General features: G+C 60.8%; 38 protein-coding genes and 3 tRNA genes. 22 read left to right on the forward strand and 19 right to left on the reverse strand.

The window, feature by feature from the left end; all coding sequences use genetic code 11:
* Positions 1-142: 142 nt before the first annotated feature.
* From BE0216_RS03710 to BE0216_RS03775, 14 genes are all read right to left on the reverse strand, one after another.
* Complete coding sequence (locus tag BE0216_RS03710) at positions 143-538, reverse strand: hypothetical protein (RefSeq protein WP_143249305.1); 396 nt, start codon at positions 536-538, stop codon at positions 143-145.
* 44 nt (positions 539-582) lie between these two features.
* Entirely contained in the window at positions 583-1062 is a 480-nt protein-coding gene (locus tag BE0216_RS03715) for a hypothetical protein (RefSeq protein WP_094636864.1), read from the reverse strand.
* Between the two features lie 104 nt (positions 1063-1166).
* Positions 1167-1790 (reverse strand): phage tail tube protein, encoded by a 624-nt coding sequence (locus BE0216_RS03720; protein ID WP_094636863.1) that lies wholly within the window; start codon positions 1788-1790, stop codon positions 1167-1169.
* A 113-nt stretch (positions 1791-1903) separates the two neighbouring features.
* Positions 1904-2425 carry a hypothetical protein gene (locus BE0216_RS03725; RefSeq protein ID WP_094636862.1) on the reverse strand — a complete coding sequence of 174 codons (522 nt, stop codon included), beginning with the start codon at positions 2423-2425 and terminating at the stop codon, positions 1904-1906.
* Positions 2409-2768, reverse strand: a complete 360-nt coding sequence (locus BE0216_RS03730; protein WP_094636861.1) for a hypothetical protein — start codon at positions 2766-2768, stop codon at positions 2409-2411. The genes BE0216_RS03725 and BE0216_RS03730 overlap by 17 nt, the downstream gene beginning before the upstream one ends.
* On the reverse strand, positions 2756-3280 hold the full coding sequence (locus BE0216_RS03735; protein ID WP_226805689.1) for a hypothetical protein: 525 nt from the start codon (positions 3278-3280) through the stop codon (positions 2756-2758). Before BE0216_RS03735 ends, BE0216_RS03730 begins: the two co-directional genes overlap by 13 nt.
* A 2-nt stretch (positions 3281-3282) precedes the next feature.
* The gene (locus tag BE0216_RS03740) at positions 3283-3717 is read right to left on the reverse strand and encodes a hypothetical protein (RefSeq protein ID WP_094636860.1); all 435 of its coding nucleotides are present in this window, start codon (positions 3715-3717) and stop codon (positions 3283-3285) included.
* A gap of 12 nt (positions 3718-3729) precedes the next feature.
* Positions 3730-4794: a major capsid protein gene (locus tag BE0216_RS03745; protein WP_094636859.1), complete on the reverse strand. Its 1065-nt coding sequence runs from the start codon at positions 4792-4794 to the stop codon at positions 3730-3732.
* A gap of 66 nt (positions 4795-4860) precedes the next feature.
* Positions 4861-5547 carry a hypothetical protein gene (locus tag BE0216_RS03750; RefSeq protein WP_094636858.1) on the reverse strand — a complete coding sequence of 229 codons (687 nt, stop codon included), beginning with the start codon at positions 5545-5547 and terminating at the stop codon, positions 4861-4863.
* A 4-nt stretch (positions 5548-5551) separates the two neighbouring features.
* Entirely contained in the window at positions 5552-6151 is a 600-nt protein-coding gene (locus tag BE0216_RS03755; RefSeq protein WP_094636857.1) for a hypothetical protein, read from the reverse strand.
* A gap of 21 nt (positions 6152-6172) precedes the next feature.
* The gene (locus BE0216_RS03760; protein ID WP_226805690.1) at positions 6173-7264 is read right to left on the reverse strand and encodes a hypothetical protein; all 1092 of its coding nucleotides are present in this window, start codon (positions 7262-7264) and stop codon (positions 6173-6175) included.
* Entirely contained in the window at positions 7264-8853 is a 1590-nt protein-coding gene (locus BE0216_RS03765) for a hypothetical protein (protein ID WP_094636856.1), read from the reverse strand. The genes BE0216_RS03760 and BE0216_RS03765 overlap by 1 nt, the downstream gene beginning before the upstream one ends.
* Before the next feature lie 12 nt (positions 8854-8865).
* Complete coding sequence (locus BE0216_RS03770) at positions 8866-10692, reverse strand: hypothetical protein (RefSeq protein WP_226805691.1); 1827 nt, start codon at positions 10690-10692, stop codon at positions 8866-8868.
* Positions 10693-10739: 47 nt separating this feature from the next.
* Positions 10740-11189: a phage terminase small subunit gene (locus tag BE0216_RS03775; protein ID WP_169714264.1), complete on the reverse strand. Its 450-nt coding sequence runs from the start codon at positions 11187-11189 to the stop codon at positions 10740-10742.
* 182 nt (positions 11190-11371) lie between these two features.
* On the opposite strand from BE0216_RS03775, the gene BE0216_RS03780 reads away from it, so the two are divergent.
* Positions 11372-11560, forward strand: a complete 189-nt coding sequence (locus tag BE0216_RS03780) for a hypothetical protein (RefSeq protein WP_094636854.1) — start codon at positions 11372-11374, stop codon at positions 11558-11560.
* A 127-nt stretch (positions 11561-11687) separates the two neighbouring features.
* On the opposite strand, the gene BE0216_RS03785 is transcribed toward BE0216_RS03780, so the two are convergent.
* The 4 genes from BE0216_RS03785 to BE0216_RS03800 form a co-directional block, all read right to left on the reverse strand.
* A complete protein-coding gene (locus BE0216_RS03785) occupies positions 11688-12020 on the reverse strand; it encodes an HNH endonuclease (RefSeq protein ID WP_094636853.1) in 333 nt (110 codons plus the stop codon).
* 162 nt (positions 12021-12182) lie between these two features.
* A tRNA-Ser gene (locus BE0216_RS03790) sits at positions 12183-12267 on the reverse strand.
* A 5-nt stretch (positions 12268-12272) separates the two neighbouring features.
* Positions 12273-12343, reverse strand: a tRNA-Trp gene (locus BE0216_RS03795).
* Positions 12344-12460: 117 nt separating this feature from the next.
* Positions 12461-12531, reverse strand: a tRNA-Gly gene (locus BE0216_RS03800).
* Positions 12532-13628: 1097 nt separating this feature from the next.
* Here BE0216_RS03800 and BE0216_RS03805 point away from each other — a divergent pair.
* The 21 genes from BE0216_RS03805 (at position 13629) to BE0216_RS03900 (ending at position 22318) form a co-directional block, all read left to right on the forward strand.
* Positions 13629-13859, forward strand: a complete 231-nt coding sequence (locus BE0216_RS03805) for a helix-turn-helix transcriptional regulator (protein WP_094636852.1) — start codon at positions 13629-13631, stop codon at positions 13857-13859.
* A gap of 184 nt (positions 13860-14043) precedes the next feature.
* A complete protein-coding gene (locus BE0216_RS03810; protein ID WP_158217210.1) occupies positions 14044-14208 on the forward strand; it encodes a hypothetical protein in 165 nt (54 codons plus the stop codon).
* Between the two features lie 107 nt (positions 14209-14315).
* A complete protein-coding gene (locus tag BE0216_RS12185; RefSeq protein ID WP_094636851.1) occupies positions 14316-14906 on the forward strand; it encodes a hypothetical protein in 591 nt (196 codons plus the stop codon).
* Positions 14907-14908: 2 nt separating this feature from the next.
* A complete protein-coding gene (locus BE0216_RS03820; RefSeq protein WP_158217209.1) occupies positions 14909-15085 on the forward strand; it encodes a hypothetical protein in 177 nt (58 codons plus the stop codon).
* Position 15086: 1 nt separating this feature from the next.
* Positions 15087-15413: a hypothetical protein gene (locus BE0216_RS03825; RefSeq protein ID WP_094636849.1), complete on the forward strand. Its 327-nt coding sequence runs from the start codon at positions 15087-15089 to the stop codon at positions 15411-15413.
* Entirely contained in the window at positions 15400-15681 is a 282-nt protein-coding gene (locus tag BE0216_RS03830; protein ID WP_094636848.1) for a hypothetical protein, read from the forward strand. Before BE0216_RS03825 ends, BE0216_RS03830 begins: the two co-directional genes overlap by 14 nt.
* Positions 15678-15812, forward strand: coding sequence for a hypothetical protein (locus tag BE0216_RS12075; protein WP_264299044.1), 135 nt, complete (start codon positions 15678-15680; stop codon positions 15810-15812). The genes BE0216_RS03830 and BE0216_RS12075 overlap by 4 nt, the downstream gene beginning before the upstream one ends.
* Before the next feature lie 42 nt (positions 15813-15854).
* Entirely contained in the window at positions 15855-16172 is a 318-nt protein-coding gene (locus BE0216_RS03835; protein WP_226805692.1) for a hypothetical protein, read from the forward strand.
* Entirely contained in the window at positions 16172-16933 is a 762-nt protein-coding gene (locus BE0216_RS03840) for a hypothetical protein (RefSeq protein WP_094636846.1), read from the forward strand. Before BE0216_RS03835 ends, BE0216_RS03840 begins: the two co-directional genes overlap by 1 nt.
* Positions 16934-16936: 3 nt before the next feature.
* A complete protein-coding gene (locus BE0216_RS03845; protein ID WP_143249304.1) occupies positions 16937-17302 on the forward strand; it encodes a hypothetical protein in 366 nt (121 codons plus the stop codon).
* Positions 17303-17304: 2 nt separating this feature from the next.
* Positions 17305-17490 (forward strand): hypothetical protein, encoded by a 186-nt coding sequence (locus tag BE0216_RS03850; RefSeq protein ID WP_094636844.1) that lies wholly within the window; start codon positions 17305-17307, stop codon positions 17488-17490.
* Positions 17491-17503: 13 nt separating this feature from the next.
* Positions 17504-17824, forward strand: a complete 321-nt coding sequence (locus BE0216_RS03855; protein ID WP_094636843.1) for a hypothetical protein — start codon at positions 17504-17506, stop codon at positions 17822-17824.
* Positions 17825-18067: 243 nt separating this feature from the next.
* Entirely contained in the window at positions 18068-18298 is a 231-nt protein-coding gene (locus BE0216_RS03860) for a hypothetical protein (protein WP_094636842.1), read from the forward strand.
* Between the two features lie 20 nt (positions 18299-18318).
* Positions 18319-18639: a hypothetical protein gene (locus BE0216_RS03865; RefSeq protein ID WP_094636841.1), complete on the forward strand. Its 321-nt coding sequence runs from the start codon at positions 18319-18321 to the stop codon at positions 18637-18639.
* Between the two features lie 8 nt (positions 18640-18647).
* Positions 18648-18821, forward strand: a complete 174-nt coding sequence (locus BE0216_RS03870) for a hypothetical protein (protein WP_158217208.1) — start codon at positions 18648-18650, stop codon at positions 18819-18821.
* Between the two features lie 348 nt (positions 18822-19169).
* Positions 19170-19568 carry a hypothetical protein gene (locus tag BE0216_RS03875; protein WP_094636840.1) on the forward strand — a complete coding sequence of 133 codons (399 nt, stop codon included), beginning with the start codon at positions 19170-19172 and terminating at the stop codon, positions 19566-19568.
* A 173-nt stretch (positions 19569-19741) separates the two neighbouring features.
* Positions 19742-20107 carry a hypothetical protein gene (locus BE0216_RS03880; RefSeq protein ID WP_094636839.1) on the forward strand — a complete coding sequence of 122 codons (366 nt, stop codon included), beginning with the start codon at positions 19742-19744 and terminating at the stop codon, positions 20105-20107.
* The gene (locus BE0216_RS03885) at positions 20085-20417 is read left to right on the forward strand and encodes a hypothetical protein (protein ID WP_143249303.1); all 333 of its coding nucleotides are present in this window, start codon (positions 20085-20087) and stop codon (positions 20415-20417) included. Before BE0216_RS03880 ends, BE0216_RS03885 begins: the two co-directional genes overlap by 23 nt.
* Positions 20418-20429: 12 nt before the next feature.
* Positions 20430-20744: a hypothetical protein gene (locus tag BE0216_RS03890; RefSeq protein WP_094636838.1), complete on the forward strand. Its 315-nt coding sequence runs from the start codon at positions 20430-20432 to the stop codon at positions 20742-20744.
* A 721-nt stretch (positions 20745-21465) separates the two neighbouring features.
* Positions 21466-22047: a hypothetical protein gene (locus BE0216_RS03895; protein ID WP_094636837.1), complete on the forward strand. Its 582-nt coding sequence runs from the start codon at positions 21466-21468 to the stop codon at positions 22045-22047.
* A 79-nt stretch (positions 22048-22126) separates the two neighbouring features.
* Entirely contained in the window at positions 22127-22318 is a 192-nt protein-coding gene (locus BE0216_RS03900; RefSeq protein WP_143249302.1) for a hypothetical protein, read from the forward strand.
* 81 nt (positions 22319-22399) lie between these two features.
* Here BE0216_RS03900 and BE0216_RS03905 read toward each other — a convergent pair whose 3' ends face one another.
* Positions 22400-22681: a hypothetical protein gene (locus tag BE0216_RS03905; RefSeq protein ID WP_143249301.1), complete on the reverse strand. Its 282-nt coding sequence runs from the start codon at positions 22679-22681 to the stop codon at positions 22400-22402.
* Positions 22682-22709: the final 28 nt, after the last annotated feature.

Below are 22709 nucleotides of genomic sequence, written 5' to 3' on the forward strand. Positions count from 1 at the left end.
CACCGCCTTCGCGAGAATGAGGGAATATGAGAAAACCCCTCGAAATTCGAGGGGCTGAAAGAGAGAAGAACCGTTCCAAAAGGTTCCAAGCAGCCCCGCAACCGTGGTTGCGGAACCGCTTCAAACCGGAACGAAAAGGGGGCTAGTCGGCCAAACCGTTGCCGCCCCACATCGCCAGCATCGTCTCGTACAGTTCGTCGAAACCCATGCCCGCGGTCTTGACCACGCCCGAACGCCTACGCTCCGACGGGGGTTCCACGCCGGGCGGGAAAATCATGTCGGGCTTCGTCTTACCGTCGCCGCCCAACCGGGCCAACTGCACGCGGATGACCTCAAGCATGTTCGCCACATCCAACAGCAGCATGTTCGTCTGCGAATAGCCGAGCCACCCCAGTTGACGACGCGCGGCGTTCCCACCGCCGTTCGGGGACAAGGGATGATGCTCCATCATCCACGCCCGATACAGGCTCCCGTCATACCCCTCCAACCCGTCCAACAGGTCGCACAGATACGAGGGGTCGTAATCATGCAGAATCAACGGCAGGTCGAGATTGTAGAAACGGCGGAAGTCCGCCGTGACCTCTATTCGGCAGTCTCGAAGCGCACCTTCGAGGCGCTGGATTTTCCCAGTGCGCGCTCATAGAATCGGGTCAGCAGCAGCATCAGATAGAACATGTCCACCGCGGTGCGGCCCTTCACCCACGTATGGTAGGCTTCCTCGCTCACGGCGATGGACTCGTAGAAATAGTTGGCGTATTCGATGGTCTCGGCGACGGCGATGACCTCCGCGGTCGCATCATACGAATCGGTATGATCGCCGCCCAACGCGCCCATCTTATCCAGCAGGTCCGCGCGCTCCTGCACGTGCGCGCGCATGACCGCGAAACGAGCCGAAACGGTCGGCGAGAAATCAGCGGCCTGCACCATATCCGGCACGCCCTCGAACAGAGGATTCCCCTTCAGTTCGTTCCACGTCTCGGGGAACGTGTTCGAAGCCTCCGTCTCCACGGCTTCAACGTTCTCAATGTTTTCGGTGCTCTTAGCGGTGTTCTTCGCAACCATGATTGTTCCTCCATGAAAAGAAAATCCTCCATGAAACGAAAGAAAGGGAATCCCACGGCGGGCGCATGGAGGAACGCCGCGGCCGTGGGAGGAATCAGGAACCGTCAGGCCGCGAGCGCGGTCTGCGGGTACAGCTTGACGGAAGTGGTCTTGCCGGACTTGTCCTTCGGCAGCGCGTCGGACGTTTTGATCGTGCCGGACACGCCGTATTCCACGAAGCCGTCGTCGCCGCTGCTCAGGGCGGGAAGGTTGCTGAACGTCAGGTCCACGTTGGGCATGAGGATCGCGAACTTCTTGTTGATGTTGGTGTCCTTGAACAGGATGAGCACGGCGTACGGGTTGTTGGACTTCTCCAAGCTGAGGGCGACTCCGCCGTCGGTGTCCACGACGCCGTTGTAGATCAGTTCGAGGCTCGCCGCGTCGCCCTGCACCGAGTTGAACGTCACCGTTCCGGTGGTTTCGTCGTAGCGGGTGCGGAACTGGGCCTTGAGCCATGTGGACAGTTCCGTCGCGTCGCCGCCGTCCAAAGCGAACTCGGGCAGCGTGTCGTTGGACGTGTGGCCGATGTTGGACCACAGGTCGTCGTCGGTGCCGAGGGTTTCCACCTCGATGTCGAACTGCTTGAGCAGGGACACGGCGGGAATGTTGCCGGCCTTGGAAATGAAGATCGCGCCTCGCGTTGAGGACAGTACGTCGTTGTCGTGGATGCCGATGGGATCGACTGCCATGATGAACTCCTTCTGGTATGCCGCAATGGGAAAGCCCCGAAACCGTCGGATGGTTTCGGGGCTTCGTATGCGGAGAGTGGTTTTGGAAAAGGGAAAGAATATCGGGGCCACGCCTATGCGGGCATGGTCGTGTTCGTGGGGGACGCGGCCTGAACGAGTTTCGTGCTGGTCCGCGCCGTGATCGTCTTGCTGGTCGTCATGTCGCCAGCGCTTATCTTGCGGAAGCCGGGATTGTCCACGAGACGGCCGACCTTGCCATGATCGGTGGGTTCCTCATACGGCCATGAGGCTATCCGACGGTTCAGCAGGGCGCTGATGCGCCGGCAGCGCATGGGATCGCTGCTGAGCACGGTCAGCGAGAGCGTGAACCGCCATATCCACGCTTTGAGGTTCCAGTCGGGCTGTTCGGGCGCACCGCACGAGTACAACACCACGTCATGGTCGAGCAGCAGGGATTCCGTCGCCGGATCGATTTCGGACTGGACGACCACGTTCGGCAAGCCCGCCGCGTCGAAGTCGATGCGATGGAGCATGTCGTACACGAGCGCATCCGCGTCCAAATCCTCACGGATGCTCAAATCCACGGTCTCGACGCCCACGCGCACCACATTGAGGTCACTATCCGACTGCCGCATATTTCGCCTCGCTCATGATGAACAAGCCCGGCATCCAAGCGCGCGGGCTGCGGATTCCATACTTGTTCTCCAACCATTTGTTGAAGTAGCCGAACTCCAAATGGCCGGCGACCTGACTGCCGTCACGACCCGTGACGCTCATCACGACCGCATGGTGGATGCCCACGCCGTGCACGCTGATGTCGATACGGTCGGCCACGCTCGAATGCTTCGCCTTCGCGTCCGCCAACGCCTTCGCCCTGGCGGCGACCTTCAACGCCTTCGGACGCGTCACCTCGGCACCGAACGCCAGCGCGACCTCGATGTTCAACTGCTTCTGTGGTTTGAGCTTCACGTACCCCATACGCGGCTCCCTTCGGGAATCGCAGGCGGGTCGATCCTGTTGCGCGCCAATTCGGGCGCGTAGACGCGTCGCGCCTGCATCTCCCAATGACGGGCCACGTCGGTCGAATGCGGCATGTCCACGGGTGAACCGTCCACCTGCCAACAGGAGCCGTCAGCGGTCCAGAAGCGCGTGTAGATGTCCCCGTGCCATTCCGGCGCGAGAACCTTCACCATGTTCACCTCACGCAGACCGCCCGTGCTCGTCGGCGTATCATCCTGCGCCCAGTTATCCGAGAACACGCTGTTCTTCTGCGTGCGGCCCTCCACCGAGCAGTAGCAGCCGAACACCTCACCGGTCGGCGTGACCCGCGTCCCATACGGAGTCTGCTCGAACGAGGTCAGCTCCACCACGATCAGATCCCTGTACAGCAATGTGTCCGGCACCGTTTCGGGCACGTCCACACCGTCGTACAGGCCACCGCCGCCCAACGAGGTCATATCCTCGCCGTCGTATAGGAAACCGCCCGCCATGCTTATCCTCCGAAGCCAGTGTCGAAGCCCATGCTGATGGTTCCGATGCGACCGGACGACCCCGAATATCCGTTCAACAACGCTCGTTCGCCCTTGGAAATGAACAGGCGCGGAGACGGATCGTAGCCCGGAGTGTTCGACTGCGGGTCATGCTCGGTGTACGAGTACGACCCGTTCGATTCGGTTTTCATCCGATGCCAGCGTGCGACGCGCATCACCATGTCGCACACCACACCGGCGAACTCGTCCTCCGTGAGCCGCCCGGCACGCAAACGCACCGACGCCGCCGGACATTCGGACACCGCGAGCGCCGCGGCGAGCCTGCATTCGCGCAACACCCATTCGGTCGGCAGTCGTTCGTCGAACAGTTCGGGTTCGACCAGTGCGGCGACGCGCATGTGCTTGAGCCAGTCGATGTTTTCGATGTTCGCAGCCATGCGCGTCTCCTTTTACAGAACGGTCGCCTTGAGCGTGCTGTTCGACTGGATGAGCACCGGCAGTGCCGTGGCCGTGGCGTACGCCTCGTAGCCGGGCGTACTGGCGGCGATGTCCGTCACCAAGCCGACCGGGCCGGCGTCGTGTTCGCGGCTGATGCCGTTGGCCTTGGCCTTGGCTTCGGCGGTCGGACCGAGGGCCGTGTAGCCCATGTCGGTTCCGCCGAGGTCGGGCAGCAGCAGAACCGTGTCCTCCGGGAAGAACGACTTGACGCCACCCGGAAGCTGGATCTTCTGCGCCTGCGCGTACTTCTTGTACACGTCATCGACGATGAGAATGTTGTCGATGCCGGCCATCTGCTGCATGACGTTGCGCACGACGTTCTCGCCGACGAGGTTGGGCAGCGTGTCGCCCTGACCTTGGAACGCGTAGCGGATGATGACGGGGTTCGCCTCAAGGGCGCGCATGACCTTGCGGGTCATGAGCATCACGGTCGGCGCGTAGCCGTCAACCGCGTCGATGACATCGGCCCACAGGCGGGTGTCGGCCACCGGGTCGCCGTCGACGTTCCACTTCTGCGCGGCCGTGACGGTCAGGGATGCGTCGCGCTGGTAGTCCCAAGTGGCCTTCACGTCATGCTCGTCAACGGACAGCGCGGCGTCCACCGTAACGGTCACACGGGCGCGCTCCAAACGGAACGCGAGCTCCTTGCCGAGCTGCAGGAAGTATTCGCGCAGAGAGTCCGCGACGTTGCTTCCGTTCAGATCGACCTTGCCTTCGGCGATGTCGTATTCACTGATGCGCATGCGCTTACGCAGCGGCAGCATCTTCGTGTACGCGATCTTCTCGCCGCCCTTGGTCTGACCGTATTCGGCCTCGGCGTCCCAAGCACCGAAGTGCATCTCGTCCTCTTCGGGACGGGCCTGATTCGGAATCCAATCGACGCGCAGGCCGGTCGGATTGTTGATGTCGGGAAGCACCTGAGAGAACGGCAACTGGGCCGTCACCGTCTGGTAGGCTCCCAACACGATGCCGGACGCTTCGGCCGGCGTGATGAAGTCCTGATTGATAAGGGCCATCGTGTTTCCTTCCTAATATGAGAAAACCCGCCATGGAAGGCGGGTTGTTTACGTTGGTTCGCTGGCCTACTTGGCGAGAGCGCCGGACGCGCGCAGCGACGCGAGCAGCGCGTTGAACTGGGTGAGCAGCGTGTCGGAGGTCGCGTCATCGACCTTCGCGCCCATCTTCACCAGACCGGCCTTGGATGCGGTCGCATTGGACGCGGCTGCGGGGATGGTCGGCTTGTCCTGCACCTGATCCCAAGTGACAGAAGCCGTGGAAGCGCCTCCCTGACCGGAAAGCACGGTGACAGCGCCGCCCGCCTCCTTGTCGTAGTCGAGGATCAGACCGGCGATGGAGGTGCCGTCGGCAAGGGTGACGGGCAGCTTGCGCTTGTTGATGACGGCCATGTAGCGCACGCCGGTGGTCACGATGGGCTGCTTGACGCCCTTGCGTCCGAACTCGACCTTGAGCTGGCTTTCGAGGAAGCCGGCCACGCCGTTCTGACGGCCGTCGGTGGCGTTCGGATCATACGGACCGTAATAACCGCTGTCGGCGCGGGCGACCGGGATGCCGGAACGCAGCCAGCCAACGGTGTCGGTGTCGGTCAGGGAAGCCCAATACAGGCTTTCGTTGTCGCCTCCGAGGAACAGGTTCACGTCGAACGTGGCTTCCTGAATCCCATCCGTGATGCGGTTCAGCAGCCAATCCTGCTTGTCCGCGGGGGCGGCGGAGTTCTCGTACTGCACGAGATTGTTGGCGGTTTCTGCCATGGTTTTACTCCTTCTTAGTGTTGGTGTTTGGCGCGCAATGCTTGACCGCGTAGTCGTACCCGGACTTCTCCGTGCCCTTTGCGGGCGGAGTCGGTTGGGGCATTCCCTTGCTCATCACGCGCTGGGAGATGGGCGACGGGTTGTCGCCCGACTGTGTGTGGGATTCGTCGGGCTTGCCCGTTTCGGGTTCGGCGGCGACGTTGACGGGATTGATTCGGGAATACGCTTCGGCCCACGCCTTGATGCCGTCGGGGGTGGTCTCCTTGCACAGGGCTTCGAATGCCTCGTCGCTGATTTGCGGATAGGCGGCCTGCGCCTCGAGACGTGCGATACGCGCGTTGGCGGCGGCGAGCTGCGACTCCACTTCGGCGGTCTTGGCTTCGGCGGTTTCGGCGCGTTTCCTGTTCTCGACCTTCTCCGCCTCGTTCTTCCTGCTGAGGGTGCGCCACTTCGCGGCCTCGTCGGTCAGACCTTCCGCATCCTCGGACCGGTCCGGCTTCTTGGCCGTGTCAGGCTCGTCGGTATGGGTGGTATCGTCGTTGCCGGTTTCCGGCTCAGCCTTCTCGACGGTTTCCGTCTTGTCGGGTTCTTCGATTCCAGACATTTGTATTCCTTTGCTTTTGTGTTATGCGGCCTTGTCAAGCAGGGCCGTGACTTGGTTGAGCATGGAGCGCTGGTACGCCCACGCTTGGTTCAGATGCGACGACGGTTTGAACACGTATGTTCTGCCTTCGTATCTGAACGAGACTTCTTTTCCGCCGTCGCGAACCTCCTTGTAGTGTTTGGAGAATTCGATGGCGCGGTTTTTCATGCGTTGAAGCTGTTCGACGGTCGTCGCCCTGTCGGGCGTACGCCATTCCTTCGATTCGACGCCGGGTACCGGATTGTCCGTTTCCCTCGCCTCGGCCGCGGTGAGCACCGGACCGAGTTCCCCGTGCGATATCGTCTTGACTCGCACGTTCACGAGGTCTTCGGCCTTGTTGCTTCCGGCTTCCGCGTAGAGGCGGTCGAGGTCTGCCTTGTTCAGGTCGAGTCCGGGATCCTCGTCTGAGCCGGCCGGCGCGACGCCGCATTTGCAGCGCACGTGCAACGGCATGAGGTTCGCGGTGGAATACCACCGGTCCGCGGCGACGATGCACAGGCCGCATGAGCCGGACTTCGACAGTTCGGGATGCAGGACGCGCCTGTATGAGAGGACCTTGCTGCCGCGGTAGCGGTCTATAGTGGCCTGCGTTCCGGCCATCTGCACGTCTATTGACGACGTGGCGTCGATGCGGCCCAACGCGGCCTGTATCCACTCGCTCACCGTCTCATAGGCGGCATCGTCCGAGGAGGGCCATTCGTCCGGTCTTACGGACGGATTCTTGACGGCCTCGCTTCGATACGAGTCGGCCGGACGCGCGGCCACGAGCCATGGGTCCGTGTTCACGCGCGGATACACGAGCTGCTGCACGACGCCCTGCGGCAATTGGCCTATGAGTCGCAGCGTCTGGTCGGCGTATTCGATTCCCGCGCGTCGGGCGGCGGCGACCATCTGCAGTTCGAGCATCGCCGTGCGTGATGCCGCGCCCATGACCACCGCGTCGTTCCACCAGTCCTGCGGCGTGAGGCTCAGCCACATCTTCCGGCATGCGGCCACGTACGTCTCCACGAGCTGGCTGTGCAGCTGCTGCTGCATGTCGCTCAGCTGCGCTAACCGTGTCGTCGCCGACGCCATCAGAACGCCTCCGGAAGACCATCGTCAACGGCCTGCATGTCATCCGTCCCCAGCGTTCCCACGTCCCATCCGGTGGCGGGCGTCGCCGCCGCCGACGTGGCAGGCTGCGCGCCCGTCGTGACGGGCTGTAGATTGAACTGGTCGCTCAGACGGTTCATGTCGTCCTCGGCGATGTCCTGCGCCGTGAATCCATACGAGTGGGTGAGGATCGTCTTGCGGGACTTCAACCCGGTCGAATATTCGAGCTGGGCGGCTTGGGCGAGTTCAAGCTGGGAAGTCGTGTCAACCGGCTTCCACATCATCTCGAAATCCGCGTCAGCGGCCGAAGCGTCGCCGTCAAGCACCATGGCCATGCGAAGCATGAGCGTGATCGCGTCGGCGGCGAGCATGTTCAGATTCTCGACCTTGAACTTCAACCCCTCGCGTTTCAGGTCAGCGCCAGCCGCCGAACCCTGCACGTCGGGGCTGAGCACGTCCAGCGGAATGCCGGACGTGGCCGCGAGCTGCTTGATGTCGCCGACGATGTTGGCCTGCAGAGAGGTCGTTTCCGTGACCTGCGACTCCCACACGTCCACGCCTTCCGGCAGATTCCACATCGCCGCGGGAGCCATCCTGAAAGCGTTCGAATAGTCGATTGGGTCGCCTGCGTTCACCTGTCCGGACAATACGAGCGGATCGTCCTCCGCATACGCCTGCGGCAGTTCGCCCTTGAGGGCGCGCTGGCGGAACGCCTGCATCATCGTGATGCACAACCGGTCGAACAACTGCCGGTCGATACGCTTCAACGTGGGAAGATGCGGCTCGAACAGCCCTTTACCGTCAGGCGTCGAATACTGGACGATGGGAAGAGAGCCGCATCGGAGCGCGTAGTCGAAATCGTTGTTCTCGTCGCCTTCCCATTCCCAATCGTTGCCGGGGTCCCATTCCTTGTTGTCATCGAGTATTTTGTCGATCCCCTCATCGTCCGATTCGGCGAGCAGGGAACGGGATTCCGCTTCGCGCACCGCGGTCCGCGAATACACTTTCACCGGATAGCCGCTATCGTCGCGGGAGAGCCTGAACAAGTCCATGCACTCCCGCTGGTTCATGGCGTCGAACGTATACATGACGGCGCTGTCTCCGTCGTCGCTCATCACGCATTCCCACGGGCTGACGGACCTGATATACCGACCTCCCATGCCTCTGCCGACGTATCCGTAGGCGCAGCCGTAGTCGCCGGCGTCGGGGAACGTGTCGCGTCGCAGCATGGTCGCCATCCTGCACCTGCGATACATGCCGTCCACCGCTTCGCTCTCCGAATCCTCGTCACCTATGCGGCGGAAACCATTCGGCTGCTGATGGTCCGTCACCGCCTCGCTGATGCGGCGGGCCAGATTCAACGAGCCGAAATGGCGTATCTTCTGATACACGGGTGCCGCATCGGGATCCACACCCTGCGGGACGCTCGACTCGTCCACCATCTCGCGCCCGTCCTTGAACGCCTTCAATTCGGCGAAACGCGGAATGTTGCGGCCGAGCTGGCGGGCCAGATTCGTGAGAACGAAAGCGTCCTCGGATTCCTCCTGAACGACCAGATTGGAAGCGTCCATGACCGTTCCTTCCTAGTAGAGCCTTCGCGGCGCTGCCTTCGGTTTCGCTTTTTCCTCGGCCAGTTCCAAGTACTTGCATCGCGCGTGGTAGGCGAGCACGCCCGCCATGCACGCGTCGATCTTGTCGGGACTGTTCGGCGTCTCCTTGAAGATGAGATAGCCGAAGCTGCGTTCGCGGCGGCGCGCGTTACGGAAATGGTTCACCAGCCGCGGGTCCGCCAGAAGCGCTATATCGCCCTTGACGTGCGGTCCGGTCGGCTTCTCGTACGGGTAGCGGAAGCCGGTGTGCGCGTTCTCCAACGCGCGGTGCATGTCATGCGTCCAACTGTTCGTCCAGAACTTGATCTTGTCGCCGCTCTTGCGCGGACCGATCTTGAGCTGTTTGTCGTAGTCCGACTCCCAGCCGCCGATCATGCTCTCGAAACGGGCGGCGTCGGCGAAGAAACCGACCACGTTGTAATGCTCAAGCATCCAACGCGCCTTCCCGTCGAATGAATCACGGTCCACACGCCATGTAGCCTTCTCCGGCCCGTCAGGACACTGCTGCAGTTTGATGAGGAACAGCATCCCGTCCTTCACCCTGCATCCGACCAACGCGGTTGAATCGTCCGACACGGAACCATCGAAGCCCAACGTGATGGGCTCCTTCGGAGAGATGATGGACTGCCAAGCGTCGTCGAGCTTGAAGTTCGACTGAGCTGCGCTCATCTCGTCCCTGTACAGCAGGTGCGATTGGATGTCGGACTCCGTGAGCCATGAGTCGTGCACGCTGGAAAGGTTGTTCATGTAGTAGCGGATGGAATCGGCCGGATCGGAGTCCGGCTGATAGATCTGGTCCATCTGCCCGTTCAGGTCGATCCACCCGTCCTTCGACGGGCCAAGCTCGCCATCCCAATACGAATGCCCCTCGGCGTCGAAACCGTTCTCATCCAACACGGTCATGCGCCCGTCGGGGAGAATCAGATAATCCTTCCCGTCATCGCTTTTCGCCGAAGCGCCGTACGCGACCTGCAAGGCCCGCAACGTTTTCTTCTCGTCGGCGAAATCCTCGATGTCGAGGTTCGCGTACACATGGTCGAAGTAGATGCCCGAACGATGCCTGACCTTGCCCGACGCGGTGTCCCAAGCGTACTTGTACGAGGATTCGGCCACGGAATCCTCACCCGGCCGGTACATGGTGGATGTCTCCAATATCCACGGGTCGGCATCGCCCTTACGCTTGCCAAGGTTGCGTTGCACCGTCTTGTACATGTTGCGCAGCTTCGGAGTGTTGTACAGGTGCGTTTCGTCACAGCAAGCGAACGTCTCCAAGCCGCCGTCCTTCGACGCCGCGCCGGACGTGGACGGAATGATCTCGCCGCCCTCCGGCAGACCGATGCGGGTGCGCCCCACGTCCAAGCCGACGCCCTTGAGCTGGCTCAACGGGCCTTCGTCGCAGTTGTAGTAGATCGAATCGAAGATGTTGCCCGTCTGCCCCTCGGCGGTCGCCAAGCAGATGATCTCGGGCATCTGCACCATACGACCCACCGGCTCGCCAGGACGGTAATGGTATGTTTCCCCTAGAAACTCGTACGTCTCGCCCTCTTCGGCCCAATGGTCGAACCTGCACGGGGCAAGACCCTCGAAAGCCGCGGTGCCCGCAGCCTTACCGCTTTTGTTCTTGCCCTTGGCACGCGAATAGAACACACGGTTGAACCGGCGTGAACCCGTTTTGGTCAGCGCGTAGGCGTTCAGCATGAACACCGTCTCGTCCATGTCGAACCGTTCAGGCAAACCCACGCCGCCACCGCGCCCAACACGGAAGAACGTCTCGATCCACCAGACCGCAAACCAACCCATCGAACGAGACAGTTCCTCGCCTTGAAGGTTCGGAATGCGGTCATGCATCAGCCACCTCCGTTAACGACCCTCAATCCCAACGCGGCGGCGCGCACATGGTTCACACGCTCGTTACGAGCGCCCTGAGTGTCCGACAATCCAGTGGACGCGGCCATATCGTCAGGCTGCGGCGCATCGAACTTCAACGCCTGACGCGCGGCCGGACTGCCACCGAACAACGCCTCGCGCATGCGAATCTCCGAAGCCAGAATGGCGCTAGGACGCCTATAGAAGAGATCCTTGATGAACATCAGATCCTGCAGCGCATACCAGTCCGGTTCGGTGCCCATACGCTGCGCCTGCGGACTCGTCCGCCACGCCTCATACTCCTTGACGGTGCGCTCCAACCATTCCTCTCCGTCAGGCCGCGTGGACGGCAGATTAGGGCCGCGTTTCTCACCGTCGCTTCTCAGCACGGGAATCGCGCCCTTCTTCGACTTTCTTCCGTTTCCTGCCATCGGACACACCTCCCTTGCAACGCCTATGCACCGGCACACGATTCGACAACGCCGGCACCCCTCCCATATCGACCGGCACAAGCCACTGCGAAGACAAGCCATCCGGATCGAACACATCAACCTCAACATCGATGGCACCACCGCACACGGCGCACAAACCATCGGAACGGTCGAACACCTGCATGTCCGTGAACGGCTCCACCACCACCGGCGCGCCATCCACGCTCGCGGCGCTCACAGGCGCGACGAACAGCTTCGTGCGAGGATTCTTCGGATACCGTTCCGCATCCATCCTGTTCAACCGCAAATACCGCTGCCTGCAACGATGCGAGCAATACAACTGGTCGGAACGCTTCGGCTCGAACCACTGATGACAGGCGGCGCACAACCGCTGGCGAGACAACTCAACAGGCGCGCCGTTCCTGCGCGCCATATCGTAGTGACGCCTGCACAAGCCTTTGGAACACACCGGACCGCCGCAACCGGCGACACCGCACATCAGAGGAAGGCCGGGTGAGAATACCATCGCTTCTCCTTCCGACGCTCACGATACTTAGCGCGCGCGTCGGCCGACTCCAACTCCGTCTTATACGAATGATGCCAGTGGCACAACGCCCACAGGTTCTCAGGCGAATCATCATCAGGCATACCGTTCTCGGCACGCTCCTTGTGGTCCACCTCATTCGACGGGGCCAAGCATTTGCTCTCCACCCCGAACTCATCCTTGACGGGCCACTGGCACCGCCAGCCATCCCGTTCCAAGATCATCTGACGGGTGCGCGGCCACGACGGGTCGAACCGCTCCTTACGACGACTGCTCGACCACGCCATAACCACCCCTTTAAGAACATGCGCGCCCGGCTCCACCGTCAACAGAAATGGAACAATGGGATATCGAGAGACATGGGCACAAGGGCGCGCACATAAACAGGACCGGCCGGCCGCTGACGAACCACACGTTATTCCGTTGTTGATTCACCGGCCAATCCCAAGCGGACGGTGCGAGATTTGAACTCGCGGACACCGAAGCGTCAGCACCTTAGCAAGATGCCGCATTAAACCACTCTGCCAACCATCCAAGAGCACACCGAGAGAGAATCGAACTCCCGCTTGCGGTTTTGGAGACCGCCATCCTACCACTGGACCACCGGCATACAGGCACCGCCCAAAAGACGATGCCAGAGACTCCCTCCACAACCCGTGGATGAGCTAATGCAAGGATCGCCGCGGCGACCCAGGAGACCCAGTTCTGCAACTAGGCAGACGGGCAGAGCACCGAGCGGGAATCGAACCCGCACCATCAGCTTGGAAGGCTGAGACGCTACCATTACGCCACCAGTGCATTCCGGCCCACTTATTGTGTCGCGCCGACCGGAAGGCCCGCCCCGTATTACGCGCCAGTTGCACCAAGGCTGTCAACTTTAGGAAACCCACGCCCCTTCGACAGGGCAAGGCCGGCACTCGACGCGTCCGCCCGCCGTTCCCGCGACGAGCAGATACACGCCTATCGAGGCAAGGGCGGGACTCGAACCCGCGACACAACCCTTACGAGGGGAATGCTCTAGCCATCTGAGCTACCAAGCCGAAGAACATTGATACGACCGCTACGCCATCCCATCAACATCCGACAAGCGTAAGCGTACTCAGGAACCGTGTTGCCGCAAACGTTGCACAATATAGGCGAGTTACGTTGCATGGAATAGATCGCCGAACGCCCGGTTTTTGACATGTGACGGATAGCTCAAAAAGTCTGGGGAACGCATTCAGCGTCAGAACCAGAGGCACAGCGGCCTCGGTCCGAACACCCGGGGGGAGCCTCCCCCACCCCGTTATTGATAACGATTCTCTTTATCGTGGCTGTTCTTACCGATATTGGTTATCGTTATCTCTCTATACGCCCTCGCGTGCGCCTCTGTGAGCGTGCTTGCGCCTCTGTCTGCCTCTGTGTGCGTGTCAGTCTCTGTAAGCGCGTCTATGCGCCGTCTATGCGTGTCTGTGTGCCGTCTGCCGTGATCGTCGCCCTGGCTATCTGTCTCGCCTATCCACGTCGCCCTATCCGTCTGTCTCGCGTCGCGTTTTTGTGTTGCGACACGCCGATAGATGCCAGTGTTTGCAACGTTTCTCAGTCTCAGCTTGCGCTACAGTACTGTAGCGTGTATAGTCGTAATTACCGCAAGGCAGACAGCCAAACGGAACGGGACACCTCAGACGGTGAGAGAGTCGGAGGCAGACGGTCCCAAAGCTTGAGAACTGAACAGTGGATATCACAGAGACGCAAGCGACTGCTTCGGTGTCGGCCGGCATCCTCACCGGTCGGGACGTTGAACGCTTGCTGAGTGGTTAAGGTTGCGCGGTTTCCGCCATGGAATTGGCCCGCGCGTGAATGAGTTTGATACTGGGTATGATTGTTCCCACCTGACATAGTGAGGTGGGAATGATATGGGACTTAGGGAATTGCGAGAGAAACGCGGACTGACCCAACAGCAGCTAGCCGAACGTGTCGGCACCACTCGCGGACGCATTAGCGCCTACGAGATTGGTGCGATTCCGGCTGAGAATATGACGTTAGGCACGTCGCTTAAGATTTGCGACGCCTTGCGGGTCAGTAATCCGCGCAAACTTGTTGAGGACTCTATGGAGAGTCCAAAAGAAAACAAGCCTACTGAGTAGGTTGTGTGTGCCCTTTGGCGCTTCGGGTCTCTTTATGGGACGTGGGGCGCACTGTGGGGTGAATGAATAACGCGGCTAGAGCTGGTACCTCTAGCCGCGTTGTGTTTGCCCTGAAAACTGAATGCGAATACAAGTTTTGAGGCGTGGTAGATTCTATCACGCCTCACAAGGAAGTGAGGTAATCATGACCAAAGAGGACATGTGGGACGCACTGCGCGAACGGTACGGCGTGTCTGAGCAGACTTTGCAAGTGGTGACGGATATCAACGGCTTCAGCGAGGACACCATGTGTGACGTGCTGTACGCCGTATCCGGCTACCGGTATTTCGGTCAGGAATCTGACGACTGACCGTCTGTAGCGTCGCGGGGCGCTTCGCACCCCGCTTTGCCCGTTCGGGCGTTATTCCAAACAAACATTCTGATCAATCCGTCTATCTGCTAGGGGGTAGTGTAATCATGCGTAGATTCGTTGGCGCTGTTGTGGCGCTGTCGTTGGTGGTGTCGGTTGCCGCGTGCGGCGAGGCTGACGCGTCGGGGCCGGTGGTGTCTGAACCGGTGGTGGCGGCTCCCGCACCCGAGCCGGAACCCGCGCCGGAACCTGAACCTGAACCGGTGTCGGAGCCCGCGCCCGCGCCGGAGCCGGAACCCGCGCCGGTGCCGTCCGTTGAGGAATTGGCGGCGGCTGTGATTCGCGGCGAGTACGGGAATGGTCAGGCGCGTAGGGACGCGCTTGGGGACCGGTACGACGAGGTTCAGGCGTTGGTGGATTCGCTGATGCCCGCACCCGCGCCGGTGGTGGGGTCCGCGCCGGTTGCCGCGCCCGTCGTCGTTGAGCCGGCGGTTCCGGAACCCGCGCCTGAGCCTGAGCCGGTGGCGTCGTCGCCTTCGGCTGCGGGGATTCCGGCGTGCGTGTTCGAGGATGGTTCAGACCCGGCCACCGGCGATTATATGCCGGTGTGCTATTGGGATGGTTTGACGATGGGCAACGGTGCGGGCGCGTCCTATGTGCTTGTGGACGGTGTGCCGGTGGACGGTTGGGCGTGGTGAGCGTGTCCGATCGTCAGACGTTGGTGGCGGCGGCTGTGATGGCCGTCGCCTTTCTTGTTCTCGCCGCGTCGGGTGTTGTCGGCGCGGCCGATTATTGCGAGGCGTCCGTAGCGGACGGCAGCAGTCCTTTTACGACGGTGGCCCAATGTCGGGCCTACTACGAGGAAAACGAGGTGTGAGATGGCCAGGTGTTGGTATGCGGCGTATTGGCCGTTTGGTGTGGGCGTGCGCCACAGCGAGGATAACTCGCCGGTGTGCAGCGTGCGCGTGTTCGATTCCAAACAAGAGCGTGACGCTTGGGTGGACGCTGACCGGTTCGACCAGAATTGGCATCGTTCGGCCGAGTCGCGCGGGTTCGTGCTGCCGCTCATGCGGTCTGATTTGAATTTCCATAATCGCGCCCTGTATGAGGGGTGGGATGTCGGTGGCCGTCATTACGGGGATGGTGAGCTTGTGGCCGCGTGGCGTGCCATGCGTGAGGAGGAGATGGCTTATGTCGGCTTCTGAGCTTGACGATGATGGTTGCGAGGCTGTCGCGCCCGAAGTGGTTCAGGCGATGGTGGAGCGTGTGGACTCGCGTCTGATGCCGGTGTCGCGGTTCGGTGGTTTCGAACCGTGCGAGTGGGTGTATCGGATTGGCGGGTTTTTCGGCGGGTATGTGACCGAGGCCGAGTGGGATGGGGCGTTCGCCGGTGAGCCTGAGTGGGCTGAGGCGACGTACTTGTCGGAGACCGGCGCGTTCGGCACCGAGGCCGACGATAGGGGGTATGCGTGATGCTGCCTGAGTCGGTTGTGGTGTCGGGTTTGCCTGTGGCCGTGGCCTACGCCTCATACGCTGAGGCGCACGGCCACACGGTGGGCGTGGAACGGTATGGGCGCGCGAAATGGCGCGTGTCGATTAAATGAGAGGGAGCGGTCATGGTTTTGACGGAACAAATGGTGGAGGAGATGGTTGGGCGTGTTGACGCCCGGCTGTATCCGTTGGCGCGGCGTGGCGGTTTCGAGCCGTGCGAGGGCATCTACCGTCTTGGGGACTGGGGCTATGTCCGTGAGGATGATTATCTGGCCGCTTTCGAGCCTGAGCCCGAGTGGGCTGCGACGGTGTACATGCTGGACGGGAATCGTCCCGATGAGGCCGGCGAGTGGTGCCGGCTGTACAACACGGGCGGCGTGGACGCTTTGGACCGTCGTCTGACCGACTCGTTCATACGTGAGGACCCCGATTGCGTGTTTTACACGACGGCCAATGATGATGGGAGTTGCTGATGGTTGTCAAGACCGGTTTTTGGGTTAATCCCGGCAATACGCGCGTGTTGTGGGCGCGTGACAACGGTTCCGACAAGCGTTCTGAGCTTTGGGAACTGTTCGACAATTTCGATAGCTATGAGTGGCGGGACGTGCGCGGCGCGCTCACGAATGAGCTGAAGGAATATGGGTTCGCCGGTTATCTTGCGGTGCTGCGTTCACAAGGATGGTCGTGCGTGCAGCAGCCCGACGGGTTCAGCAAGCAGTTCCAGGCGTTACCCAAGCTGCCGTTTCCCGACGCGTTGTTGTCGGGTTCCACGTGTGAGAGCGGCGGCTGGACGTATCTTGCGGCTGAGATTGTGCAGCCCAGCGCGGATACGGTGGCGTATGAGGTGCCGGCGCGGTGGGTGATCGACGTGAACGATGTCGTTGGCGACATCAGCGACGTTGGCCGGTTGCGTGGCGCGCCTGATGCTGCCGTTGTTGTTGAGCCTGAGCCGGTGACGGCTGAGATTCCCGAAGTGCCGCCCACGGTTAACGGTAGGGCGGCTGTTCGTTGCACGGTGCCGGCCATGATTCCGGCCAAAGAGCTGCCTCAGCTTGCGGGGCTGAAACGTCCGAAGCATTTCCGGGACGCGAGGGGCCGCAAGCTGGTGTATGTCGCGCATGACGATGGCAGGTGTGTTGTCGCGTGGCGTGAGACGTACACGGGCGGCGACGCTGAATTAGAGGCCCGCGTGGCCGATTACGTTCGTTCCATTGGTTTCGAGTTGGGAGCGTGAAAGATGGAAGACGATATGCTGTATTGCCGCGTGTGCGGTGATGGTTGCGAAGAGCTGACCTATGGCAGGTGCGGTTTCTGCAATGAGTACGACGTGGAGCGCGTCTGCGTGTTCGGTGACGAATTGAATGGTGTCCTCGTGCTCAGGGATGGGCGTGGTGGCTATTCGGTCCTCAATTGCGATCATCTGCTTGCGTTCTGTCGTTCGTCGTGGCGTGCCGTGTTGGATGCCTACCGTTGGTGGCGGGTGCTTGCCGAGCCGCGGAAACGCGCTTGTGAGCGTGACGTGTTGTGTCGCCTGTCGTTGTGGCTTGAGCATGTGGACATGCTTGCCGAGAGGCGGGCGCGTGAGCTGAAGGCGAGGGTGTGACCATGGCGAACATTGTCGTTACGGATGTGAGCATCGTGAACGCTTTGGAGCGGGCGGGATTCGCGACCACCGAGTCGAACGTGCGGCGGATTCGCAAGGCGTTGCCGTCCACCACGGCGGCGTTGTTGGATTCGCTGGTGGCTTCGGTGGATTTGCCGTGCAAGGCCGTCGCCGAGGCGTTGTTCTGAAAGGATTTTGGCTATGTCTGAGATAGCTGTCGAGACGGAAATGTGCGGGGATGTTCCCGCGCGTGTCGAGTGTGGTTTGGTTGGCAATTTCTATTGCGCCGTGTGCGGCAGGGGCGAGAGCGTTTTCGCGCACTGGTTCAAGGGCGAATACGTGGGTGAGGAACGGTATTGGCTGGTGAACGGGGTGACGGGCGCTGAGGTGTTGGTGCCGCCGGTGTTGGCCGCCGAGTATGAGGCCGGCGAGTTGACCGTGGATGATATCGCGTCATCTGCGGCGCTTGATTTGCCTGATTGGCCTGATTGGGTGGATGACTGCCATCTGGTGAAACGTTGACCGTTTCGTTGTTTATTGGTTCGAGGGTCGCGCGTGGGCGTGGCCCTCATTGGTTAAGGAGTGTCTTATGGAGTGTTTGGCGTGTGACCGGTGTTCCCGAGTCGTTCGCGAGGATGACGGATTGGAGTGGAACGGCTGTTGCGAATGCGTGGAATGCAAGCGGTTCCTGTGCGTTGAATGCAGTGAGATGGATTCGTTGGGTGTGTTCCGGTGTGTGGATTGCGCGCGAAAGGAGGTTCGCTGATGTTAAGGCGTGAAAGATTTTACCGTTACGTCGGGTTCGATGTTATGAACAATCGTGAACGGTGGCGGCGCGTACGTCTCCCCCGCTTGTGGTTGGACTGGCTGCGTGATGTCGTGCGCGACGCGAATCATGCGCGGCTTGGTTTCGCGAGCTGGATGTATGTCATGGTCAGGTGGCGTGGCGACGTGCTGCCGGCGGACATGCTGCCCGTCGATGTTGAGATCGTTTAGGAAAGGAAGAGTGGTCGAAAATGGCTGATGTGCATGGTGATGCGGATTGTCTGCTGGGGTTGCTGGCGGACGGGTGGAGCTGCGATGCCCAGCTGAGGTTCTGGTCGGCTGACGGCGAGGATTATGCGGTGATGCCGGTGCCGAGTGCATGCGGGTGCGCCAAGTTCCCGTTGGCGGACTGGCTGGCCGGGCAGGGCGTCTCGGATGCCGTCGAGCGAGCCGATCTGTTTCGGCATAGGTGGGATGCGGGTAATTGGTCCGGCGCGGTCAATCTGATGACCGAGCTGGGCGTGTGCATGCAGCTCACCGAAATGAGCTTGCAGTTGAACATGAACGATTAGGAGGTGCGGTGATGCGTGTCAAAGTGTGGTATGAGCAGCGGCTGGAGGGCGTGGCCGTGCTTGACGTTCCCGACATGCCCGCCGAGCTTGTCGAGGAATGGTTGGACGATCATCGCGACGAGTGGGAGGAGCAGGCCGACCGGTATCTGGGCGTGGCGGATACGTCGTATCGTCTGTTGTGATGCCGGTTTGGCGTGTCCTCGCGCCTGGTGGTAGCGTTGCTGGTACCTGTTCCCCACGCGAGTGGGGATGACCCATTGAAAAATTGGGATTACGTGGTGTTCCCCGCACTTGTGGGGATGAACCCCTGAACATGTTGGGTTACATGGTGCTCCCCGCCTTGGCGGGGATGACCCCGATATGATGTAGGAATACATGTGTTCCCCGCTCACGCGGGGATGACCCCTTGAAGATGTGTGTCGATTCTTCGGGTCGCATAGTGTTCCCCACGCTTGTGGGGTTTGTGATTGCTGATTGCCGTTCGACGCGTGTTTGCGTGTCGGACGGCTTGCACTATGGAGGTGTTTCTTATGTTCGTGATTCTTGATGACAACGGTTTCGAGATGCGTCGTGTGGAGGCGTTGCCGAAGCTGGAATACGATTTGTCGGAGTTGAATGAGCCGTACGACAATCGTGTGGCGTATCCGACCGTGACGGCCACTGACCCGTGGGGTCATGTCGTGTCGGTCACGACGAACAGGGCCGGTGAGGGCGAGTTCAAGCGTGTGGAGACGCCGTTGGGCGTCGAGTATCGTCAGACGCGCGGCACGTTGCAGTTACAGCTGTCCCATTTGGATCAGGGTGTGAAAAAGACGTTGAACAATCGTTGGAAGGCCAAGCATGTGCGTGACGCGGACGATTGGGATGCCGAGCGGCAGGTGCTGCGCGAATTGGAAGAGCAGGATGAGGAGGATTTGCGCCGCTTGTGACGTGGCGTTGGTTTGCTTTCTTCGGGGCGGATGCGATAGTATCGTGTCCGCCTTTCCTTTGTCCGGGGACTTCGCTGGCACGGCTTGAATGGTGCGACGGACGGTTTTACGGGGCTTGCCATGCCTTGACGCGCATGGCACTTCATTGAGGAAACAAAGGAAAGGAGTCTCTCATGGGAAACGATTCGCGTTGCACATGGGCCAAAGGGCGCGACGGCGACTGGATCATCCGCATTCCGCGTCGGATGCGGGACAACTATGAGGAGGCGGGCGAAAGCGAATTCACCGTCCAAAAGGCCAACGGCGACACGCAGATCGTGGAGGTCACCGGATACAGCAAGCCGTTCACCGGCAGGGATGGCGTCGAATACGTGTTCGGCTATCCCAAGCGGGAGGAACGCCGCCGCTATCCCACCCGCCGTAAGGGGCATCGCTGCGATTCGTGCGGCCGCCACGGTGCCCATCAGGCGCATGATATGAGCGGGTTGCCCTGCTGGCTGTGCAAGGGGTGCGACGATGGCTCGTACAGCGCCTGTTAGCGGCATGTGCGCGGTGTCCGGCTGCATCCGTCCTAGGGAGTGCGGCGACTACTGCAACCGCCATTACGGCCAGTCGATGTACCGTGTTCCGGGCGACGTTCCGGATGGGTGGCCGTGTCCGATCTGCGGCGAACGGTTGGGCAACCTGTCGAACCATATGAGGCATCATCACGGCATCGCCCCGTCCGCCTGGTATGCGAAGCATAATGTGACGTGCCGCGAGCGCGGCTGCGACAGGCCGGTGAAGTCGCGTGGCCTGTGCGAGGCTCACGCGAAGTTGGAGCGCGCATTGAGGCGTGCGAATAAATGAAAGGGTTACGAAATGTTGTCGTTTGTGGAGATTGCCAACGAGTGCGGTGTGTCGGTGGATGATGTTCGCAGCGCGTGGAATATGGCGGAGCGCTTCGATCTGATTGAAAGAGTTCCCCGTCTTGGCCCGTATGAGGATGGCGGTGATGACATTAAGTTCCGCCGCGTGTGGTTCGTGAATTCGGATGACGGCGTGAAGTATGGCATCGGTGAGCAGCGGTTCAGTTACCGGTATGGAGGCATGTTCGACACGAAGACCGAGGCGGTCATGGATGATTTGAGCAATGGCTGGCGTGCCGGTCGAGGCAATTGGAGGAGCCGCTGTTAGAGCGTTGGACTGTCGGGCTGCAGCAGGGTCTAGGCCGTTGTCTGGTGTCTCGCATGCTTGCGCAACGTTTGTTGCAACGTGTGCTATAGTGTGGTTTGGATGGTTTCGGCCGTCCAATGTCTCACGGTTTCGGCCGTGTGCGGATCGAAATGGAAAAAGCGACGCCACCGGTGTTGCCGATTCGGTTTTGACCGAATGTCTCATAGGGGAGGCGACTCCCCTGTGAGCGGATCGAAATTAAGGATTATACATTGCGGAAGCGTGTGTCATGCCGGATGGGATTCTCGGATTCCGACTGGTTGTCTCGCAGGGAGGGGTGACTTTCCTGCGAGTGGATCGAAAACATACGTGAGGCATGCTGATAGACGATATGTTTATCGCCGCCGGTCGGGGTCCTCGGACTCCGCCCGGCTGTCTCGCAAGGAGGGGCGACTTTCCTTGCGAGTGGATCGAAATAGGATGCCAAGTACATGTAGCGGTGCATCTGCGACGTTCGGGGCGTGAGCCTTGGGCGCGTGTCGCCCGCCGTAAGGCGGGCGTGGATCGAAACTATATGAGTGCTATGGTGAATGGTCGTGGCATTGTCGGGCGGGGTCTTCGGGCTCCGCCCGTTTCTTAGTCGTGGGCTTCCGCCGTTCGCGCGGGTCGCCCATCGTGGGTTTTGTTCTTTCCGCCGCCCGTGGCCGGTGATGGCCGCGGGCTTGACTGATTGGAGTGGGTCATGGTCGATGTGAATGTGGTCGCCGACGGCGACAAGGTGCTGCTGTACAGTCCGTACGACGCGGAGTGTGTGAAGGACTGCCGCCAGATGGGCGGGAAATGGGATTCGGGCCGGCGCGCGTGGGCGTTCGACAAGCGCGACATGGAACGTGTGGAGCGGATCGCGGCGAAGTATTTCGGATACACGCCCTCCTCCGGCGCGGCCGGTGAGGGTGAGTTGGTTGATGTGCGGTTCAAGGCCGAGGATTTCTATCATGCGGGTGAGATCCGTGTCGGCGACAGGCGGTTGGTGTGGCGCACGGATCGTGACAGGCCGGTTCATTTCGCCGTGGGTGTGGTCGTGGTCGAGGGCCGGTTCGGGGATAGCGGCGGCTCCGCGAAGAATCCCAGCGTCGGCGATACGGAGGGTATCGTGTTGGAGGCGCGTGGTCTGCCCGCGAGCGTGTTGGAGGGCGTGGACACTGGCTTGTATGAGCTGGTGTCGAACGCGCCCGACGTGACGGCGTTGCGTGCCGAGCGCGCAAGGTTGTTGGAGCGTGTCGCGGAGATCGACGCGTTGCTGGCCGAAACGGCCGAAAAGTGATTGGTTGTTAATTGGTTTGTGGGAACAATCGGAGAGCCGTCCTTATGGGCGGCTCTCTTGTCTAGTATCATTCGATCCCATGTGTGATGGGATTATCGAGGGCGTGGTGGATCCGTTCGACGTGCGCGTGTCCGAGGGCGTGTTGCCTGATGGGCGTGTGTGGCCTGAGGATGCGACGGAGTTGATCGAACTGAGCGGTGTCGCGCCCACGGTCGAACAGTTGGGCGACCCGTTGTTCTTCGACCATTTGCGAGAGCGTTTGAACCGTTGAAAACGGCCTCTATTGTTCCAAAACGTCAAAAAGGAACAATAGAGGCCGGTGGCGTGGCGTTCTATCGTGGCGTTGTCATACTCAGGCGAGTTTGATCGAGTCGATTTCGGCGAGTTGTTCGAGAGTGAGGATCGCGGTCACGCCGTTGCGCAGGTTGAAGATTTTCACGATGTCGGACGCCGTCCACGCACTGCATTCGACGTGCGCTTCGGCTTGTATCCTGTTGAGGATTCCGCGGCGCATCTCCCACCAGCCGAGCCTCTGGTCAGGCTCGAAGCCGAGCCTGTTGAGATGGTATGACATGGTGTTTTTCGGCGGTTCGCTCAGGTCGAGGATGTTTTCGGCTTCGATGGTGCCGTTCATGCTTGCTCCTTCCGGGTCGAACGGCAAG

The sequence above is a fragment of the Bifidobacterium eulemuris genome, assembly GCF_014898155.1.
Lineage (GTDB): Bacteria > Actinomycetota > Actinomycetes > Actinomycetales > Bifidobacteriaceae > Bifidobacterium > Bifidobacterium eulemuris.

Coding starts and splice junctions, on each gene's coding strand:
- BE0216_RS03715 (WP_094636864.1), bottom strand. CDS start 1,062: ATGGTTGCGAAGAACACCGCTAAGAGCACCGAAAACATTGAGAACGTT.
- BE0216_RS03720 (WP_094636863.1), bottom strand. CDS start 1,790: ATGGCAGTCGATCCCATCGGCATCCACGACAACGACGTACTGTCCTCA.
- BE0216_RS03725 (WP_094636862.1), bottom strand. CDS start 2,425: ATGCGGCAGTCGGATAGTGACCTCAATGTGGTGCGCGTGGGCGTCGAG.
- BE0216_RS03730 (WP_094636861.1), bottom strand. CDS start 2,768: ATGGGGTACGTGAAGCTCAAACCACAGAAGCAGTTGAACATCGAGGTC.
- BE0216_RS03735 (WP_226805689.1), bottom strand. CDS start 3,280: ATGGCGGGCGGTTTCCTATACGACGGCGAGGATATGACCTCGTTGGGC.
- BE0216_RS03740 (WP_094636860.1), bottom strand. CDS start 3,717: ATGGCTGCGAACATCGAAAACATCGACTGGCTCAAGCACATGCGCGTC.
- BE0216_RS03745 (WP_094636859.1), bottom strand. CDS start 4,794: ATGGCCCTTATCAATCAGGACTTCATCACGCCGGCCGAAGCGTCCGGC.
- BE0216_RS03750 (WP_094636858.1), bottom strand. CDS start 5,547: ATGGCAGAAACCGCCAACAATCTCGTGCAGTACGAGAACTCCGCCGCC.
- BE0216_RS03755 (WP_094636857.1), bottom strand. CDS start 6,151: ATGTCTGGAATCGAAGAACCCGACAAGACGGAAACCGTCGAGAAGGCT.
- BE0216_RS03760 (WP_226805690.1), bottom strand. CDS start 7,264: ATGGCGTCGGCGACGACACGGTTAGCGCAGCTGAGCGACATGCAGCAG.
- BE0216_RS03765 (WP_094636856.1), bottom strand. CDS start 8,853: ATGGACGCTTCCAATCTGGTCGTTCAGGAGGAATCCGAGGACGCTTTC.
- BE0216_RS03770 (WP_226805691.1), bottom strand. CDS start 10,692: ATGGGTTGGTTTGCGGTCTGGTGGATCGAGACGTTCTTCCGTGTTGGG.
- BE0216_RS03775 (WP_169714264.1), bottom strand. CDS start 11,189: ATGGCAGGAAACGGAAGAAAGTCGAAGAAGGGCGCGATTCCCGTGCTG.
- BE0216_RS03780 (WP_094636854.1), top strand. CDS start 11,372: ATGTCCGTGAACGGCTCCACCACCACCGGCGCGCCATCCACGCTCGCG.
- BE0216_RS03785 (WP_094636853.1), bottom strand. CDS start 12,020: ATGGCGTGGTCGAGCAGTCGTCGTAAGGAGCGGTTCGACCCGTCGTGG.
- BE0216_RS03805 (WP_094636852.1), top strand. CDS start 13,629: ATGGGACTTAGGGAATTGCGAGAGAAACGCGGACTGACCCAACAGCAG.
- BE0216_RS03810 (WP_158217210.1), top strand. CDS start 14,044: ATGACCAAAGAGGACATGTGGGACGCACTGCGCGAACGGTACGGCGTG.
- BE0216_RS12185 (WP_094636851.1), top strand. CDS start 14,316: ATGCGTAGATTCGTTGGCGCTGTTGTGGCGCTGTCGTTGGTGGTGTCG.
- BE0216_RS03825 (WP_094636849.1), top strand. CDS start 15,087: ATGGCCAGGTGTTGGTATGCGGCGTATTGGCCGTTTGGTGTGGGCGTG.
- BE0216_RS03830 (WP_094636848.1), top strand. CDS start 15,400: ATGTCGGCTTCTGAGCTTGACGATGATGGTTGCGAGGCTGTCGCGCCC.
- BE0216_RS03835 (WP_226805692.1), top strand. CDS start 15,855: ATGGTTGGGCGTGTTGACGCCCGGCTGTATCCGTTGGCGCGGCGTGGC.
- BE0216_RS03840 (WP_094636846.1), top strand. CDS start 16,172: ATGGTTGTCAAGACCGGTTTTTGGGTTAATCCCGGCAATACGCGCGTG.
- BE0216_RS03845 (WP_143249304.1), top strand. CDS start 16,937: ATGGAAGACGATATGCTGTATTGCCGCGTGTGCGGTGATGGTTGCGAA.
- BE0216_RS03850 (WP_094636844.1), top strand. CDS start 17,305: ATGGCGAACATTGTCGTTACGGATGTGAGCATCGTGAACGCTTTGGAG.
- BE0216_RS03855 (WP_094636843.1), top strand. CDS start 17,504: ATGTCTGAGATAGCTGTCGAGACGGAAATGTGCGGGGATGTTCCCGCG.
- BE0216_RS03860 (WP_094636842.1), top strand. CDS start 18,068: ATGTTAAGGCGTGAAAGATTTTACCGTTACGTCGGGTTCGATGTTATG.
- BE0216_RS03865 (WP_094636841.1), top strand. CDS start 18,319: ATGGCTGATGTGCATGGTGATGCGGATTGTCTGCTGGGGTTGCTGGCG.
- BE0216_RS03875 (WP_094636840.1), top strand. CDS start 19,170: ATGTTCGTGATTCTTGATGACAACGGTTTCGAGATGCGTCGTGTGGAG.
- BE0216_RS03880 (WP_094636839.1), top strand. CDS start 19,742: ATGGGAAACGATTCGCGTTGCACATGGGCCAAAGGGCGCGACGGCGAC.
- BE0216_RS03885 (WP_143249303.1), top strand. CDS start 20,085: ATGGCTCGTACAGCGCCTGTTAGCGGCATGTGCGCGGTGTCCGGCTGC.
- BE0216_RS03890 (WP_094636838.1), top strand. CDS start 20,430: ATGTTGTCGTTTGTGGAGATTGCCAACGAGTGCGGTGTGTCGGTGGAT.
- BE0216_RS03895 (WP_094636837.1), top strand. CDS start 21,466: ATGGTCGATGTGAATGTGGTCGCCGACGGCGACAAGGTGCTGCTGTAC.
- BE0216_RS03900 (WP_143249302.1), top strand. CDS start 22,127: ATGTGTGATGGGATTATCGAGGGCGTGGTGGATCCGTTCGACGTGCGC.
- BE0216_RS03905 (WP_143249301.1), bottom strand. CDS start 22,681: ATGAACGGCACCATCGAAGCCGAAAACATCCTCGACCTGAGCGAACCG.